The organism is Mycobacterium sp. 852013-51886_SCH5428379, assembly GCF_001665575.1.
In the GTDB taxonomy this organism is placed as follows: domain Bacteria; phylum Actinomycetota; class Actinomycetes; order Mycobacteriales; family Mycobacteriaceae; genus Mycobacterium.
In genome coordinates this window covers 89,515-106,211 of sequence record NZ_LZSU01000051.1, presented here as the reverse complement: position 1 = coordinate 106,211, position 16,697 = coordinate 89,515, and the positions used below count along the sequence as shown (strand labels likewise).

The 16,697-nt window shown below is 67.2% G+C and carries 17 protein-coding genes; 12 read left to right on the top strand and 5 right to left on the bottom strand.

The features are described from left to right. Positions 1–32: 32 nt before the first annotated feature. Entirely contained in the window at positions 33–1,247 is a 1,215-nt protein-coding gene (locus tag A5757_RS20670; protein ID WP_066838028.1) for a CaiB/BaiF CoA-transferase family protein, read from the bottom strand. Next, positions 1,244–2,746: an aldehyde dehydrogenase family protein gene (locus A5757_RS20665; protein ID WP_066838699.1), complete on the bottom strand. Its 1,503-nt coding sequence runs from the start codon at positions 2,744–2,746 to the stop codon at positions 1,244–1,246. The genes A5757_RS20670 and A5757_RS20665 overlap by 4 nt, the downstream gene beginning before the upstream one ends. Before the next feature lie 254 nt (positions 2,747–3,000). Here A5757_RS20665 and A5757_RS20660 point away from each other — a divergent pair, with 254 nt between their 5' ends. From A5757_RS20660 to A5757_RS20640, 5 genes are all read left to right on the top strand, one after another. Beyond that, entirely contained in the window at positions 3,001–3,702 is a 702-nt protein-coding gene (locus A5757_RS20660) for an SDR family NAD(P)-dependent oxidoreductase (RefSeq protein ID WP_066838025.1), read from the top strand. A 45-nt stretch (positions 3,703–3,747) separates the two neighbouring features. Further along, on the top strand, positions 3,748–4,608 hold the full coding sequence (locus tag A5757_RS20655) for a mycofactocin-coupled SDR family oxidoreductase (protein ID WP_066838023.1): 861 nt from the start codon (positions 3,748–3,750) through the stop codon (positions 4,606–4,608). A 44-nt stretch (positions 4,609–4,652) separates the two neighbouring features. Continuing rightward, on the top strand, positions 4,653–4,847 hold the full coding sequence (locus A5757_RS20650; protein ID WP_066838020.1) for a ferredoxin: 195 nt from the start codon (positions 4,653–4,655) through the stop codon (positions 4,845–4,847). Between the two features lie 37 nt (positions 4,848–4,884). After that, a complete protein-coding gene (locus A5757_RS20645) occupies positions 4,885–6,258 on the top strand; it encodes a cytochrome P450 (protein ID WP_066838017.1) in 1,374 nt (457 codons plus the stop codon). A gap of 148 nt (positions 6,259–6,406) precedes the next feature. After that, positions 6,407–6,754 (top strand): hemophore-related protein, encoded by a 348-nt coding sequence (locus A5757_RS20640; protein ID WP_066838015.1) that lies wholly within the window; start codon positions 6,407–6,409, stop codon positions 6,752–6,754. Between the two features lie 27 nt (positions 6,755–6,781). Here the strand turns inward: A5757_RS20640 and A5757_RS20635 are convergent, their stop codons facing one another. Together A5757_RS20635 and A5757_RS20630 are read right to left on the bottom strand one after the other, a co-directional pair. Next, positions 6,782–7,957: an acyl-CoA dehydrogenase family protein gene (locus A5757_RS20635; protein WP_066838012.1), complete on the bottom strand. Its 1,176-nt coding sequence runs from the start codon at positions 7,955–7,957 to the stop codon at positions 6,782–6,784. After that, entirely contained in the window at positions 7,957–8,952 is a 996-nt protein-coding gene (locus tag A5757_RS20630; RefSeq protein ID WP_066838009.1) for an acyl-CoA dehydrogenase family protein, read from the bottom strand. Before A5757_RS20630 ends, A5757_RS20635 begins: the two co-directional genes overlap by 1 nt. Positions 8,953–9,242: 290 nt before the next feature. On the opposite strand from A5757_RS20630, the gene A5757_RS20625 reads away from it, so the two are divergent. From A5757_RS20625 to A5757_RS20610, 4 genes are read left to right on the top strand one after another with little or no spacing between them, the layout of a single operon-like run. Next, positions 9,243–10,331 carry an amidohydrolase family protein gene (locus A5757_RS20625; protein ID WP_197497403.1) on the top strand — a complete coding sequence of 363 codons (1,089 nt, stop codon included), beginning with the start codon at positions 9,243–9,245 and terminating at the stop codon, positions 10,329–10,331. Positions 10,332–10,361: 30 nt separating this feature from the next. Continuing rightward, a complete protein-coding gene (locus A5757_RS20620; RefSeq protein ID WP_066837992.1) occupies positions 10,362–11,504 on the top strand; it encodes an amidohydrolase family protein in 1,143 nt (380 codons plus the stop codon). A gap of 4 nt (positions 11,505–11,508) precedes the next feature. Further along, complete coding sequence (locus A5757_RS20615) at positions 11,509–11,913, top strand: Rieske 2Fe-2S domain-containing protein (protein WP_066837989.1); 405 nt, start codon at positions 11,509–11,511, stop codon at positions 11,911–11,913. After that, positions 11,910–12,842 (top strand): alpha/beta fold hydrolase, encoded by a 933-nt coding sequence (locus A5757_RS20610; RefSeq protein ID WP_066837986.1) that lies wholly within the window; start codon positions 11,910–11,912, stop codon positions 12,840–12,842. Before A5757_RS20615 ends, A5757_RS20610 begins: the two co-directional genes overlap by 4 nt. A 10-nt stretch (positions 12,843–12,852) precedes the next feature. On the opposite strand, the gene A5757_RS20605 is transcribed toward A5757_RS20610, so the two are convergent. Continuing rightward, on the bottom strand, positions 12,853–13,326 hold the full coding sequence (locus A5757_RS20605; RefSeq protein WP_066837983.1) for a hypothetical protein: 474 nt from the start codon (positions 13,324–13,326) through the stop codon (positions 12,853–12,855). A gap of 39 nt (positions 13,327–13,365) precedes the next feature. Between A5757_RS20605 and A5757_RS20600 the strand changes: the two genes are divergently transcribed. Genes A5757_RS20600 through A5757_RS20590 form a run of 3 tightly spaced genes read left to right on the top strand, consistent with a single transcriptional unit; the run spans position 13,366 to position 16,656 of the window. After that, entirely contained in the window at positions 13,366–14,673 is a 1,308-nt protein-coding gene (locus A5757_RS20600) for an NADH-ubiquinone oxidoreductase-F iron-sulfur binding region domain-containing protein (protein WP_066837980.1), read from the top strand. Beyond that, a complete protein-coding gene (locus A5757_RS20595) occupies positions 14,610–14,999 on the top strand; it encodes a ferredoxin (RefSeq protein ID WP_082929603.1) in 390 nt (129 codons plus the stop codon). Before A5757_RS20600 ends, A5757_RS20595 begins: the two co-directional genes overlap by 64 nt. A gap of 1 nt (position 15,000) precedes the next feature. After that, positions 15,001–16,656 carry an OB-fold domain-containing protein gene (locus A5757_RS20590; protein ID WP_066837974.1) on the top strand — a complete coding sequence of 552 codons (1,656 nt, stop codon included), beginning with the start codon at positions 15,001–15,003 and terminating at the stop codon, positions 16,654–16,656. Positions 16,657–16,697: the final 41 nt, after the last annotated feature.

Below are 16,697 nucleotides of genomic sequence, written 5' to 3'. Positions count from 1 at the left end.
CGACATGGCGGATTCTCTCGGTGTCTAGACGGTCAGGTGACGGCGCCGGCCGTCTTCAGCTCGATGATTCGGTCCCAGTCCAGACCGAGCTCGACGAGGATGTCGTCGGTCTGCTCCGCGAATCCCGGGGCGGGCCCGGTCTGCGGCGCACTGACATCGAACTGCACCGGATTGGCCACCAGTTCGAGTTCGCCTGCGGTGACCAGATATTCATTGGCCCGGATCTGAGCGTCGTTGGCGGCCTGCAGGGTGTCCTGCACCGGAGCCCAGGGCCCGGCCAGTGTCGCGAAGCGTTCGCTCCACTCCGGCAGCGTCCGCTTCTGCATGGCCTCGGTCAGGATTTCGTTGGCCGCCGCGGTATTCTCGGCGATCGACTCGGCGGTCGCGAAGCGCGGATCGTCGATCAGATCGTCCAGATCCATGTGCCGGCAGACGTCGGCCCAGAACTTCGTGGGCTGCATCATCACGAACGAGATGTAACGGTCGTCGGCGGTCGGATACAGCCCGACGAGCGGATTGAACGGCGAACCCTGCGTTCCCGGGGGGAAGGCCTCCATCCGCTCCTGCAGGTGATTGGTCAGCGCAACCGTGTGCCCCATCGCCCACAGCCCGCTGCCCAGCAGCGAGACGTCGACGACGGACGGCTCGCCCGTGCGCTCCCGCTTGAACAGCGCGGCGGCGATGCCACCGGCCAGATTCGTGCCGGAGATGGTGTCGCCGTAGGCCGGACCCGGAGGGCCGATCATCCCCGGCATGTCCGGTGGGGTGATGGTGCGCGCGGTGCCGGCCCGGCACCAGAAGGCGGTCATGTCGTAGCCGCCCTTGACAGCCTCTTCGCCGCGCGGCCCGAGAGCGCTGCCGCGGGCGTAGATGACCGACGGATTCACCGCGCGGATGTCATCGACGTCGATGCCGAACTTCTGCCGGTGGCCGGGCAGGAAGCTGGTGAGGAAGACGTCGGCGCGACGAGCCAGTTCCAGCAGCACCTCGCGGCCCTCGGGGACCGACATGTCCAAGCCGATGCTGCGCTTGCCGCGGTTGGCGTGCTCGATGTTCGGGTTGGGATCACCCTCGACGCGCAGCAGCCCGGTCTGGCGCAGGCCTCGCTGCGGATCGCCGGTGACGGCGTGCTCGACCTTGATGACGTCGGCGCCCCACTCGCCCAGTACGGCTCCCGCCGAGGGGACGAATCCGTACATCGCGACCTCGAGGATGCGGATGCCCGCCAGCGGCCCCGACCCACTCATGAGACCACCGTCGCGAACGTCTTCGACTCGAGGAACTCCTCGAGTCCGGCGCGCCCCATCTCTCGGCCGATCCCGGACTGTTTGAACCCGCCGAACGGCGTGTCGGGGCTGAAGTAGTTGCCGCCGTTGATGGAGAAGGTGCCGGTGCGGATCCGCCGTGCCACCGCGAGCGCACGCTCCTCGCTGCCGAACACCGCGCCCGAGAGCCCGTAGATCGAGTTGTTGGCGATCCGCACGGCGTCGTCGTCGTCGGTGTAGGAGATGACCACGAGGACCGGCCCGAACACCTCTTCCTGGGCGATCTCGCTGTCGGGGTCGACGTCGGCGAGCAGCGTCGGGGTGTAGAAGTAGCCGGGGTCGACCTTGTCGCCGCCGGTGACGAGCGTGGCGCCGGCCTCGACGGCCCGCTTGACCATGCCGTCGACCTTGTCGCGCTGCTTCTCGCTGATCAGCGGGCCCATGTAGGTCGACGGGTCCGCGGGATCCCCGTGCCGCACCATGCCGAAGTTGTTCTTGATCAGACCGACGATCTCGTCCTTGTGCCGCTCCGGGACGAGCAGCCGCGAGGTCAGGGCACAGCCCTGACCGGCGTGGGTGACCATCGAGAACGCGGAGAACAGTGCGGCGGTGTTGAAGTCCGCGTCGTCGAGCACGATCGCGGCCGACTTGCCACCGAGTTCGAGGAAGACCTTCTTCAACGTCTCACTGGCCGCGGCCATGATGCGCCTGCCGGTCGGGGTGGAACCGGTGAAGGTCACCATGTCGACGTCGGCGCTCGTGGTCAGCACCGCACCGACCTCGGGGTCGGCGCCGGAGACGATGTTGACCACCCCGGCCGGGATGTCGGTGTGCTCGGCGATCAGTTCGCCGAGCGCCAGCGTGATCAGCGGGGTGTCAGGCGCGGCCTTGAGCACCACGGTGCAGCCGGCGGCCAGCGCCGGGGCGAGCTTGGCCAGCGCGAGCTGGTTCGGATAGTTGTAGGCGATGATCGCGGCGACGACGCCGGCGGCCTCTTTCTCGACCCACCGGTGGTGCTGCATCCCCCGGCTCTCGATGTTGCCGAGGTCTTCGGTCATCGGATAGCTGCGCAGCAGATCGGCGTAGTAGCGCACGATGTCGATGGGCTGATCGAGCTGCGCCCCCTTGCAGAGGGCCTCCGTGGCGCCGACCTCCGCGATCGTCAGCGCGGCAAGCTCGTCGCGGTTCGCGAGGAGCGCGGCGTGCAACTGCTCGAGGCAGTGCACGCGCCGTTCGGTGTTCGTCGACCAGTCGGTCTCGTCGAAGGCACGACGCGCCGCGGCGACCGCGTCCTGCGCGTCGGCCACCGTCGCGTCGGGGGCCTGGCCCAGGACCTCGCCGGTGGCCGGGTTCAGGGAGGGATAGGTGCGCTCGGCGTCACGTAGCTCCCCGCCGATCAGCAGCCGCCGGGCGGCCGTTGAACCGGCGGTTCCGGTGTGGTCCGGTCCCCGGTGATCCGTAGCTGTGGGCGCCTGACCCATCATCCTCCTCGATGTGATGGAAATTGCATTCTCATTGACGGCGAATCATACAGTCGGCAGATGAGAACTCAACCAACCCAGAGATGGGCTTGTCGGAGGCCTCACGGCGACGCTGTGGAGCATAGGACGCGGTTGGCGCGCCGCGGTTCGGATCTTGCAGAATCGCAAGTAACGAGATTATCGTTCTCATATTCGGAAGGAAGATTCTTGGTGCCTGAAATGACCGCGACAACGCGCGTGGTGGAGGTTGTGCAGTGAAGAACGCCGTGGTCACCGGCGGCGGCTCGGGCATCGGCCTGGCCATCGTCGAGCGCCTCCGTGCCGACGGGCTCCACGTCTCGACGTTCGACCTCAATCCGGGAGACGACGAGTTCGGCCACGCCGTCGACGTCACCGACCGCGAGGCGGTCGAGGCCGCGTTCACCGCCGTGCGCGGTCAACTCGGGCCGGTCAGCGTGTTGGTCAACGCCGCCGGCCTGGATTGCTTCAAGCGGTTCACCGACGTGAACTTCGAGCGCTGGCAGAAGGTCATCGACGTCAACCTCAACGGTGTCTTCCACACCGTCCAGGCGGTGCTGCCCGACATGATCGAGGCGGGATGGGGCCGCATCGTCAACATCTCCTCGTCGAGCACCCACTCCGGGGCGCCGTACATGACGCCCTATGTCGCCGCGAAGTCCGCGGTGAACGGGCTGACCAAATCCCTCGCGCTGGAGTACGGCGAGTACGGAATCACGGTCAACGCGGTCCCGCCGGGCTTCATCGACACCCCCATGCTGCGGGCGGCGGCCGAGCGCGGGTATCTCGGTGACATCGACAAGACCATCGCGGCCACCCCGGTGCGCCGGATCGGCAGGCCCGAGGACATCGCGGCGGCGTGTTCCTTCCTCGTCTCCGAGGACGCCGGTTACATCACCGGCCAGATCTTGGGCGTCAACGGCGGCCGGAACACCTGACAGTCAAGTCAATGAGAGATGTCGATGAGAGATAAGGAAACAACAGTGGGTCGTGTAGAGGGCAAGGTCGCATTCATCACCGGCGCAGCGCGCGGCCAGGGCCGCAGCCATGCCGTCCGGCTCGCCGAGGAAGGCGCCGACATCATCGCCGTCGACATCTGCGCCGACATCGACACCGTCGGATATCCGCTGGCGCGGCCCGAGGATCTCGAGGAGACCGCGCAGTACGTCGAGAAGACGGGGCGTCGGGCGATCACCGTCCAGGCCGATGTCCGCGATGCCGCGGCGCTCAAGGAGGCGCTCGACAACGGCGTTGCCGAACTGGGTCGTCTCGACATCGTCGTCGCTCAGGCCGGCATCGCCGCGATGAAGGGCGCTCCGCCCATGCAGGCGTGGACCGACGGCATCAACACCAACTTCGTCGGCACCATCAACGCGATCCAGGTCGCGCTGCCCCACCTCAAGGAGGGTGCGTCCATCATCGCGACGGCGTCCGCCGCGGCGCTGATGGACGCCTCGAAGAAGGACCGTCCGGGCGCCGATCCGGGCGGTATGGGTTACATGACCTCCAAACGCCTCATCTCCCAGTACGTCCACGATCTGGCGACAGAGCTGGCGGTGCGCAGCATCCGCGCGAACGTCATCCACCCCACCAACTGCAACACCGACATGCTGCAGAGCGAGCCGATGTACCGCTCCTTCCGGCCCGACCTCGAGAAGCCGACGCGTGCCGACGCCGAGCTGGCCTTCGGTGTCCAGCAGGCCATGCCCGTGCCGTTCATCGAGCCCGAGGACATCAGCAACGCGGTGCTGTGGCTGGCCTCCGACGAATCCCGCTTCGTCACCGGTATGCAGCTGCGCGTCGACGCGGGCGGATATCTGAAGTGGTACGACTATCACGTGTAGATCCGTTCTGTGACAAGAGGTTTCGTTCCGATGGGAGGATCGATGTGAGAGTCTCGGTAGACGCTGGACGGTGCCAGGGCCACACGCTGTGCGCGATGATCGCGCCGGAGTCGTTCATCTTGGATGACGTCGACGGCACGGCCTCACCGGCCAACGAGGTGGTGCCGGCGGATCAGGAGGACGCCGTGCGGGAGGCCGCGCAGTCATGCCCCGAACAGGCGATATCGATCGTCGATTGACATCGCCCGGGCACCACACACGTAAGGGGAACCCATCTTGAGCACCGTCGACGATGTCCGCGACGACCCAGCCGAGCAGGATCGCAAGAAGAACCGCTACCACTTCGACCGGCACACACCGGAATACCGACTGCAGTTCCAGAACATCACCGAGGAGATGCAGGCGAAGTGCCCGATGGCGTGGACGGACGCCTATAACGGGCATTGGGTGGCGGCGGACAGCAAGCACGTCTTCGAACTGGCCCGCTGCCCGGCTGTGTCCAACCACCACGACATCACCGGTGAGACGCCGTTCCAGGGCATCACGATCCCGAAGGCCAGCCGCGCCACCGTCGTTCGTGGCGGCATCCTCGAGATGGACGAGCCGGAGCACAGCATCTACCGCGGTGCACTCAACCCGTACCTGTCCCCCGCCGCGATCAAACGCTGGGTCCCGTTCGTCGACGAGATCACGCGCGCCGCACTCGACGAGCACATCGAGTCGGGACGCATCGACTTCGTCGAGCACCTGGCGAACGTGGTGCCGGCCGTGTTCACGCTGGCGATGATGGGCATCGACCTGAAGAAGTGGAACGTCTACAGCGAGCCGACGCACGCCTCGGTCTACACGCCGGAGCACGCGCCCGAACGCGAGAAGATCAACGAACAGCACCGTGAGATGGGCATCGACCTCATCAACAACATGATGCAGATCCGGGAGAACCCGCGACCCGGTCTCGTCAACGCCCTGCTGCAGCTGCGGATCGACGGCGAACCCGCACCCGACATGGAGATCCTGGGCAACCTCGGGCTGATCATCGGCGGCGGCTTCGACACCACCACCGCCCTGACGGCCCACGCGCTGGAGTGGCTCGGCGAGCATCCCGACGAGCGGATTCGGCTCAGCCGTGAGCGCGCCACGCTGCTCGACCCGGCGACCGAGGAGTTCCTGCGGTACTTCACCCCGGCGCCCGGCGATGGCCGGACTTTCGCCGAGGACGTCGAGGTCGCCGGCAATCAGTTCAAACAGTACGAACGGCTGTGGCTGTCCTGGGCGATGGCCAACCGCGATCCCGTGGTGTTCGAGAATCCGAACGACATCGTCCTCGACCGTAAGGGCAACCGCCACTTCAGCTTCGGCATCGGGGTGCACCGCTGCGTGGGGTCCAACGTGGCGCGCACGGTGTTCAAGTCGATGCTCACCGCCGTGCTCGACCGGATGCCCGACTATGTCTGCGACCCCGAGGGCACGGTGCACTACGACACGATCGGCGTCATCCAGGGCATGCGGAACCTGCCCGCGACGTTCACGCCGAGCAAGCCACTCGGACCGGGTCTGGACGAGACGCTGGAGAGGCTGCAGCGCATCTGCGACGAGCAGGAGCTGGCCCGGCCGATCACCGAACGCAAGGACGCCGCGGTCATCGACTGACCAAGATCATCCGTGAGCGAAACAACCGTTTGTGCGAAGGACTATCTGGTAACAAGTCGGTTGTTAATCTCGATGTACTGATAGCCGGGGTGAGTTCTGCCCTGGCCGCGAGTTCCGGAATCGTTGTCGAAAGCTAGGGGAATCACACATGCGCAAGCTGTCGCGTACCACGTTGGCCGTCACGCTCGGCGGCTTCGCCGCAGCGCTGCCGATGTCCATGTTCGTCTCGATGGGCACTGCGTCGGCCCAGGATCTGAGCCCGATCGTCAACACGACCTGCAGCTACGACCAGGTCATCGCGGCGCTCAACGATCAGCAGCCGGCACTGGCCGGCCAACTCGCCGCCCAGCCGGCCAGCCAGGGCATGCTGCGCAACTTCCTCGCCTCGCCGCCGCCTCAGCGCCAGGTGACCGCGACGCAGTTGGCCAGCTACCCGGGCGCACAGTCGGTCATCGGCCCGCTGCTCGGCATCGCGGGCACCTGCAACAACTACTGATCTGCGGCGGTTGCCGCGGGGGTGTGCTCACCCCCGCGGCAACCCCAGCACCTGCGTGGCGATGATGTTGCGCTGGATCTCCGACGTGCCGCCGGCGATGGTGCCCGAGAAGCTGCGGGCGTAGCGCTCGAACCAGCTGGCGAAGTAGTGGTCGAGGTTCATGTGCTCGTAACGCCCTGTGGTCGACGGGTGCACCAGACCCTCTGAGCAGGATGCCGTCAGCGCGGCATCGGCCACTCTCATCTCGGCCTCCGAGCCGAACAGCTTCAGCACCGACACCGACGCGGTGTCCATCTCCCCACGCGCAGCCCGGGCCAGCGACGCCGAACCCATGGCGCGCAACGCCTGGTAGTCCATCACCGAAGACGCGTACTGATCGCGCTCGATCTCGGTGGTGGGCCGGAAGTCGGCGATCATGTTGTCGATCCGGTCGGCGAAGCCCAACCACATCATCGTCCGCTCATGGCCGAGGGACCCGTTGGCCACCTTCCAGCCCTGGTTCAGCGGTCCGACCAGGTTCTCCTCGGGGACCCGGGCGTCGGTGAAGAAGACCTCGTTGAAGTCGGTGTTCTCCTCTCCGCACAGATCGGCGAACGGCCGGCAGACCACCCCCGGGGTGTCGGTGGGGATGAGCAGCACGCTGATGCCCTTGTGTTTGGGGGCGTCCGGGTCGGTGCGCACGAAGGTGAGCAGGAAGTCGGCATCGTGCGCGCCGGAGGTCCACACTTTCTGACCGTTGACGACGAAGTGGGACCCGTCTTTGACCGCACGGGTGCGCAGCGACGCCAGATCGGAGCCGGCGCTGGGCTCGCTCATCCCCAGCGACGCGGTGCGTTCCCCGCGCAGCACCGGCACCGCCCACTGGTGCTTCTGCTCGTCGGACCCGAACGTCAGCAGTGACGCCGCGATGATGTTCACGCCCTGCGGGTTGAAGCTGTGGTAGATCCGCCTGCGGCACAACTCGTCGAGGTGCACGAACTGCTGCAGGACCGAGGCGTTACGACCGCCGAACTCCGGCGGCTGGGCGGGCAGGAGCCAGCCGTTGTCGAACAGCAGCCGCTGCCAGTCCCGCGCCCACTGCGGCATGTGCGAGACCGAGCGGGGGCGCTCCTGAGTGGCGGTTTCCGGCGGCAGGTTCTCGTCGAGGAAGGCGGAGAACTCCGCGCGGAACTCCTCGACGTCACGATCGAAAACTAACTGCATCAGAAGGTACTCCTGTATTCCTCCGCGATGACGGCGCGATGCTCGGCTGCGCCGCCGAGCAGCAGCTCGCCGGCCTTGGCCCGCTTGAGCGCGAACTGAAGATCGTTCTCCCAGGTGAAGCCCATGGCCCCGAAGAGCTGCAGACCGTGGCGGAACACCAGCGACTGGCACTCCCCCGCCGCGGCCTTGGCCATGCGCGAGGCCAACCGGCGGCGCGGATCGTCCGCCGCGATGGTCAGCGCGGCGAAGTAACTCAGGGCGCGGGCCCGCTCGGTGGCCACGTGCATGTCGACGGCCTTGTGCTGAACGGCCTGGAAGGAACCGATCGGCACGCCGAACTGCTGACGTTGCTTGACGTGGTCGAGTGCCAGATCGAGGATCCGCTGGCAGGCGCCGACCATCGTGATCGCCATTCCGGTCAGTGCGAGGTGGTGGGCACGCTCGGCATCGGCGTGCACCCGGTCGGCGTCGGAGACCACGACCCCGGCGAAGGAGACCTCGCCGACGTGCAGCACCGGGTCGAATACCGGGCTGCGCCGGGTGACGGCGGTGGCGGCGTCGACGACGAACACCCCGGCGTCGGTGACGACGGCCAGCCGCTCGGCCCGGTCGGCGTCGAGGACGAACCGCGAGGTCCCGTCCAGCACCCAGCCCTCGGCGTTGCGGTGCGCCGTCACTCCGGAGTACACCGCGGCCCCGGCCTGACCGGTGTCATAGCGGTCGCCGGCCAGCGGCGCGTACTGGGTGAGAGTGGCCAGGAACGGGGTCGGATCGGTGGCGCGCCCCATCTCCTCGAGCACGATGGCGAGCTCGACCGCGTTCTCCGGATCGGTCAGTTCCGTCCATCCGGCATCGACGTAGCTCTGCCACAGCGGCGTCGGATCGACCCCGTTCTCCGCGATGTCGCGGACCAGCGAGGCCGGGCATTGTTTGGCGACCGCGTCGCGGACCGTCTCCTGCCACAACCGCTGGTCAGCATCGAACTCGAGTAGCATCCGGCGCCTCCTGGTGCGATGTCGGCTCGCGCACCCACCACGCGAACGCGATGAGAATAGCATTCTCTTCCAGCGCAGATCCGTTCTCCCGACACGATGATGCACTGCTTAAGCGACGTGCTGGCCGACTGACCAGCACACATGTCACCTGGGCAGATAGCGGAAGCCGGAAAGAGAACTCCGTTCTTGAAATCGAAGAATCACGACATACACTGTCGGAACGGTCCGGTTCTGCGCACAGCCCGGTATGGAGGCGCGCACCGGGCGGACTATCGGAGGCAATCTTGGTCATGCACCACCCCGACGGCAGTCGGACGCCGGTCATCGACGCCAGCGTGCACATCTTCGCCAAGTCGAACAAGGACCTGCGGAAGACCTTCCTGCGTGAACCGTTCCGCAGCCGCGGTTTCCCGGACTACGAGATGGACTGGTACGGCGCACCGGGCGGTGAATACGCCAAGGGCACCGAGGGGCCGGACGGGCAGTACCCCGGTTCGGATCCGGACGTCGTCGCCGATCATCTGTTCGGCAGGCGCGGTGTGGACATCGCGATCCTGCATCCGATGACCCGCGGTGTCATGCCCGACCGTCATCTCGGCACCGCCATCGCCTCGGCACACAACGACATGATGGTCACGCGCTGGCTCGACCACCCGGAGTTCGGCGACCGGTTCCGCGGCACCCTACGGGTCAATCCCGACGACATCAGCGGCGCGCTGCGCGAGATCGACCGGTACCGCGATCATCCGCGCATCGTGCAGCTGGGCATCCCGCTGCAGACCCGTGAGTTGTACGGAAAGCCGCAGTACTGGCCGTTGTGGGAAGCCGCCGTCGAGGCGAAGCTCCCGGTCGCCGTGCACTTCGAGGTCGGTTCGGGCGTGATGCTGCCGCCCACGCCCAACGGTCTGACGCGCACCTACGAGCAGTTCGTCGGCTTCACCGCGCTGAATTTCCTGTACCACCAGATGAACATGATCGCCGAGGGCGTGTTCGAGCGGCTTCCCGAGCTGAAGTTCGTGTGGGCCGACGGCGCGGCCGACATGCTCACCCCGTTCATGTGGCGAATGGACTGTTTCGGCCGACCGCATCTCGAGCAGACTCCGTGGGCGCCGAAGATGCCCAGCGATTACCTGCCCGGCCACGTCTACTTCGTCGAGGGGTTTCTGGACGGGCCCGGCGATGTCGAGTTCGCCGGGGAGTGGGCCGGTTTCACCGGTAAGGACGACATGGTCATGTTCGGCTCCAGCTATCCGCACTGGCAGCTCAACGAGCTCTCAGTGCCGAGCGCCTACAGCGCCGAGCAACGCGACAAGTTGTGCTGGCGTAATGCCGCCGAGCTCTACGGCATAGACGTCGGCGCCGGTGTCAGCGCACAGTGATAGCAGAGTTCTCGAGCAGAGGAGACCACGATGACGGTCACAGCCACGGAGCGTAAGCCGGCCGCCGAGCGCGTCGCGGTGCGTTGCGTCGACTCCGATGTGCACCCGGCCCCCCGCAGCGGCGAGCTCGGGCAGTACATCCCCGAACCGTGGCGCAGCCGCTATTTCGGCACCCACAAGGTGGGCGACCAGATCTATTACGACGCCCCCGACTACGCGCACTCCTACGCAATGCGCGTCGACGCGTTCCCCCCGGACGGCGAATTCGCCTGCAGCGACCCCGATCTGGCGTTCAAACAGCTGATCATGGAGGCCGGTGCCGACATCGCCATCCTGGAGCCCGCCGCCTATCCGGCGCGCATCCCCGAGGCGCAGCACGCGATGTCGGTCGCGCTCAACGACTGGCAGGCCAACCACTGGCTGGACAGCCACAACAACTGGCACGAACGGTGGCGCGGGTCGATCTGCCTGGCGATCGAGGAGCCGGAGGCCAGCGTGGCCGAGATCGAGCGCTGGGCCGGCCATCCGTACATGGCGCAGATTCTGATCAAGGCTGAACCGCGGCCGTCGTGGGGCAACCCGAAGTACGACCCGATCTGGGCCGCCGCCGCCAAACACGACATCACCGTCAGCTGCCATCTGTCGCGCAGCCACTACGACGAACTGCCGATGCCGCCTGTCGGGTTGCCGAGCTACAACCACGACTTCATGGTCACCTACTCGCTGTTGGCGGCCAATCAGGTGATGAGCCTGATCTTCGACGGCACCTTCGACCGCCACCCCGGTCTGCGCATCGTGTTCGTCGAACACGCTTTCACCTGGATCCTGCCCCTGATGTGGCGGATGGACGCACTCTACGAGGCCCGCAAGTCCTGGATGGACATCAAGCGCAAGCCGAGCGAGTACGTCAAGGACCACATCAAGTTCACCACCCAGCCCCTGGACTATCCCGAGGACAAGACGGAACTGACCCGGGCGTTCGAGTGGATGGAGTGCGAGAAGATCCTGCTGTTCTCCAGCGACTATCCACACTGGACCTTCGACGACCCCCGTTGGCTGGTCAAGCACCTGCCCGAACACGCCCGTGAGGCCATCATGTTCCGCAACGGCATCGACATCTACCACCTTCCCGAGACCGTGCCGGCTCTCGAGGGACAGGTTCGGGTGTTCTGACCCCATGACCGAGAACAGCACATCGCCCGTGGCTGCGAAGAGATTGGCCCAGGGGCGCGAACACGTCGTGGCCACGGTCGACGAGATCCCCTCAGGCTCACACAAGGTGGTGCCCATCGGGCGGCACGGCGTCGGCGTCTACAACGTCAACGGCACCTTCTACGCGATCGCGAACTACTGCCCGCACGAAGGAGGTCCGCTGTGTTCGGGACGGGCCCGCGGCCGCAACGTGGTCGACACCAGCGTGCCGGGTGACGCGGTCATGGTGCGCGATCAGGAGTTCATCTTCTGCCCCTGGCACCAGTGGGGTTTCGAGTTGGCCACCGGCACGACGGCCGTCAAACCGGAGTGGAGCATCCGCACCTATCCGGTGCGGGTCGTCGGCAACGATGTGCTGGTGATGGCATGACCACCACCGAGCAGACGGGGCCCAAACTCAAGCGCGGCGAGAAGTCCATCGAGATCAACGGTGGAAACGTCGTCTACGAAATCCTCGGCAGCGAGGGCGAATTCATCGCGCTGACGCCGGGCGGACGATTCAGTAAAGACATCCCGGGGCTGCGGCCGCTGGCACAGGCCCTGGTCAAGGGCGGCTACCGGGTGCTGCTGTGGGACCGGCCGAACTGCGGTAAGTCCGACGTCCAGTTCTACGGCCAGAGCGAATCGCACATGCGTGCCGAAACTCTCTACCGACTCATCACCGAACTGGGCATCGGCCCGTGCATCCTCGCCGGCGGGTCCGGCGGCGCCCGCGACTCGATGCTGACCACGATGCTCTATCCGGAGATCGTCACCAAGCTCGTGGTGTGGAACATCGTCGGCGGCGTCTACGGCTCGTTCGTGCTCGGCTCGTACTACATCATCCCGAGCATCCTGGCCGTCCGCGGCACCGGCATGAAAGGTGTTGCCGACGTTGCGGAGTGGCGTGAGCGCATCGCGGAAAATCCCGCCAACCGCGACCGGCTGCTGACCCAGGACGACGACGCGTTCCTCAAGCTGATGATGCGCTGGCTCAACGCATTCGTGCCCAAGCCGGGACAGACCATTCCCGGTGTGGAGGACGAGATGTTCGACAACATCACCGTGCCGACGCTGATCATCCGCGGCGGGGAGAACGACCTCGACCATCCGAAGCGGACGTCGCTGGAGGTGAGCTGCCTGATCAAGGGCTCCAAGCTCATCGATCCACCGTGGCCGGAGGACGCCTGGGAGCGCGCCGCGGAAAAGCGTGCGCAGGGAAAGGTCAAGCGTTTCAACATGTTCGACACCTGGGTGCAGGCGGCTCCGCCGATCCTGGAGTTCCTGGACGGTTCCGCCGGCAAACCGGCCGGTCGCTGATGGCCCGACCTCACCTCAGCACGATGCGAACCTCACAGTTCAACGAGGCCTCCAGCGCGGTGTGGATGCGGCTCTCGGGGATCCGCTCGAGATCGGTCCGGTTCAGCGTCACCTCCACGATGTCCCAGCCCTCGTCCCCCGCGGTGCGCACGATGTCGCCGGTGATGCCGAACCCGGCCAGCACGCCGAGCGCGTCGTCGTCGGTGCCGCGGCTGATGAAGGTCACCACGCCCGGCGCGGGCCGCGTCCCGAACGCGTCCGCGCACATCTGGGCGGCGATGCGGGTCAGTTCGCCTGCATCGTCGCCGGCCAGCAGCACCTCGACCTCCCGGCGCGCCGGCGGCAGCCCCGCCAGGTTGTTCTCGACCACGTCGGCGCCGGCGTCCCGCGCGAGGTCCCGCAGCGCCGCCGCGCCGCGGGTCAACTGCTCGGCGGTGAGTTCGCCGGCCGGGTCGACACCTATACGCACCACCGCGGTTCTCATGCCCGCCAGCCTATCCGCGGGCGGCAAGGAGAGGCAGTCATGAAAACCACTGCAGCGCCAGTCGATCTCACCGTCGCGGTACGGCCCGGTCTGCAGGCCCGGCTGCTGCGCACCGACCTGGGTTCGGCCACCGAGGATCTCGACGACTACCTGGTCGGCGGCGGCTATGCGCCACTGCCGGATCGCGACGGGCTGCTGGAGCAGATCGACCTCGCCGGCCTGGTGGGCCGCGGCGGGGCCGCCTTCCCGATGGCGGTCAAACTGCGCGCCGTGCGAGACAACGGCGTGCGCGCCGGCGGGACGGTCCTGGTGGCCAACGGTGAAGAGGGTGAACCGGCCTCGGTGAAAGATCGCTGGCTGCTCCGGCACCGACCCCATCTGGCGCTGGACGGGCTACGGCTGGCGGCGCGGATCATCGGCGCCGGCCATGCCTACCTCTACGTCTCCGACGGGCGCGCCGCGGGAATCGTCCGAGAGGCGCTGACACAGGCGGAGGGCCGGCTCGACGACGTCGCCGTCACGGTGGTCACCGTCGACGCCGGATACGTCGCCGGTGAGGAGTCGGCGGCGGTGCGCGTCATCAATGGCGGGCCCGCCAAACCGACCGACAAACCGCCCAGGACCTTCGAACACGGCGTGCGCGGGCTGCCGACGGCGGTGTGCAACGTCGAGACGCTGGCCAATCTGCCCTTCCTGCTGCAGCACGGTGCCCAGGCGTACCGCGCGGTGGGCACATCGACGTCGCCGGGCACCTTCTTGGCGACCGTCACCGGTGGCGGCAGGCCTGCCTCGCTCTACGAACTACCCCACGGCACACCGTTTTCCGCACTCCTCGAGCTGTACGGGGTGCCCTCGGACAACGTGCGCGGCGTGCTGATGGGCGGCTACTTCGCGGGCCTGATGAACAGTGAAGTCCTCGACACCACGCTCGACCACGAGACCATGCGCCGCCTCGGCAGCGGCCTGGGGTGCGGAGCCATCGCCCTGATCACCGAGGAGTGCCCGATCGCGGTGGCCGCCGCGGTCATGGCCTACTTCGACCGGGAGAACGCCGGTCAGTGCGGATCGTGCTTCAACGGCACCGCGGCCATGGCCGCCGTGATCGGTGCGTTGCGCGACGGCGCCGCCACCGCCGAGGACGTCACCCGGCTGGAGCGCTGGTCGGTGGTGCTGCGGGGACGCGGCGCCTGCGCGACCCTCGACGCCGCGACGAACGTCGCAGCCACCCTGTTGCGCAGCTTCCCGCAGGAGGTGGCTCGTCACCTCGACAACGATTGCAGCGCATGCGCGTCCAACGCCTACAGCGCGACCCGGCCCTACGAGGTGGAGGCGGTGATGACGCCGTGAGGATCCGACTCGATCGCACGATGTGCGACGGCTTCGGTATCTGCGCCAAGCACGCTCCGGAGTACTTCTCGCTCGACGACTGGGGTTATGCCTCGCTCGTCGGCAACGGGGTGATTCCCGAGGCCGATCAGCCCGCCGTGCGGCGCGCACTTCTGGACTGCCCGGTGCACGCCATCATCGAGATGGCCGGCGACGAGCGCTCATCGGGTGACCGGCCGCTGCAACCGCCCGCCGGTGTCGAGCGACCGGGCGACGCGCACGGCGGCGACCACAACCCGGACCATGCCGATGCGGCCCGTGAACCGCAGATGATGCCGGGGATGTGACGTGACCGATCCGGGACGGCCACTCCCCCAGCTCACCGCACAGAACGAGTTCTTCTGGACCGCAGGGGCGGACGGCGAACTGCGGCTGCAGCAGTGCCAGGACTGCGAGGCGCTGATTCATCCGCCGCAGCCGATCTGCCGGTACTGCCGCAGCCACGACCTCGAACCGCACGCGGTGTCCGGCAAAGGCACCATCGCCGGTTTCAGCGTCAACCACCGCTTCGGGTTCCCCGCTCTGCCGCCGCCGTACGTGGTCGCCGAAGTCGCCGTTCTCGAGGACCCGCGGGTGCGGCTCACCACCAACATCGTCGAGTGCGACCAGGATTCGCTCGCAATCGGTCAGCCCGTCGAGGTGGTGTTCGACCACCTCGAGGACGTCTGGTTGCCGCTGTTCAAGCCGGCGACCGATCCGCAGCAGCAGACCGCGCTGCCCCAGGACGCAATCGCACCGCAAGACTTCGGCCGCCACGTCCGCCCGATGCTCAAGCGCGAGAAGTTCGAGGACCACTCCGCCATCACCGGTATCGGCGCCTCCAGGCTGGGCCGGCGGCTGATGGTGCCGCCGCTGGCGCTGACGATCGAGGCGTGTGAAGCAGCGGTCGCCGACGCGGGCCTGACCTTCGACGACATCGACGGGCTGTCGACCTACCCGGGCCTCGACGTCGCCGGGATGGGCGAGGGCGGCGTGACCGCGCTCGAGGGCGCGCTCGGCCTGCACCCGACCTGGATCAACGGCGGCATGGACACCTTCGGGCCCGGCGGGTCCGTCATCGCCGCGATGATGGCCGTCGCGACCGGCATGGCCCGGCACGTCCTGTGTTTCCGCACGCTGTGGGAAGCGACGTTCGGCCAGCTGATGAAGGAGGGCCGGATGTCCCCGCCGGGGGGCGCCCGCACCACGAGCTGGCAGATGCCGTTCGGCGCGACCTCGGCCGCGCACACCCTGGCGCAGAATGCGCACCGCCACTTCGACCGGTACGGCACCACGCGCGAGACGCTCGGTTGGATCGCGCTGAATCAGCGGGCCAACGCGGCACTGAACCCGACGGCGATCTACCGCGATCCGATGACGATGGAGGACTACCTCTCGGCGCGGCTGATCACCACCCCGTTCGGGCTCTACGACTGCGACGTGCCGTGCGACGGCGCGGTGGCCGTGATCGTCTCGGCGGCCGACGCGGCAGCCGATCTCGCCAACCCCCCCATCTACTTCGAGGCGGTCGGCACCCAGATCGTCGAACGCACCGACTGGGATCAGACCACGCTCACCCACGAACCCCAGGTGCTCGGCCAATCCGCCCACCTGTGGACGCGAACATCGTTGCGGCCCAGCGACGTCGACGTCGCCGAACTCTACGACGGCTTCACGTTCAACTGTCTGTCGTGGTTGGAGGCGTTGGGTTTCTGCGGGATCGGCGAGGCCAAGGACTTCCTCGACGGCGGAACCAACATCGCCCGCGACGGGGTGATCCCGCTCAACACCCACGGCGGGCAGCTCTCCCACGGCCGCACCCACGGGATGGGTCTGATCCACGAGGCGGTCACCCAGCTCCGCGGTGAGGCCGGCGAACGGCAGGTGCCCGGCGCCCGGGTCGCGGTCACCAGCAGCGGTGGCCTGACGCCCAGCGGTGTGATGCTGCTGCGGAGCGACCAGTGACCAGCGCACCCCGGCCCCGCGTCGTGCTCGTCGATGGCGTG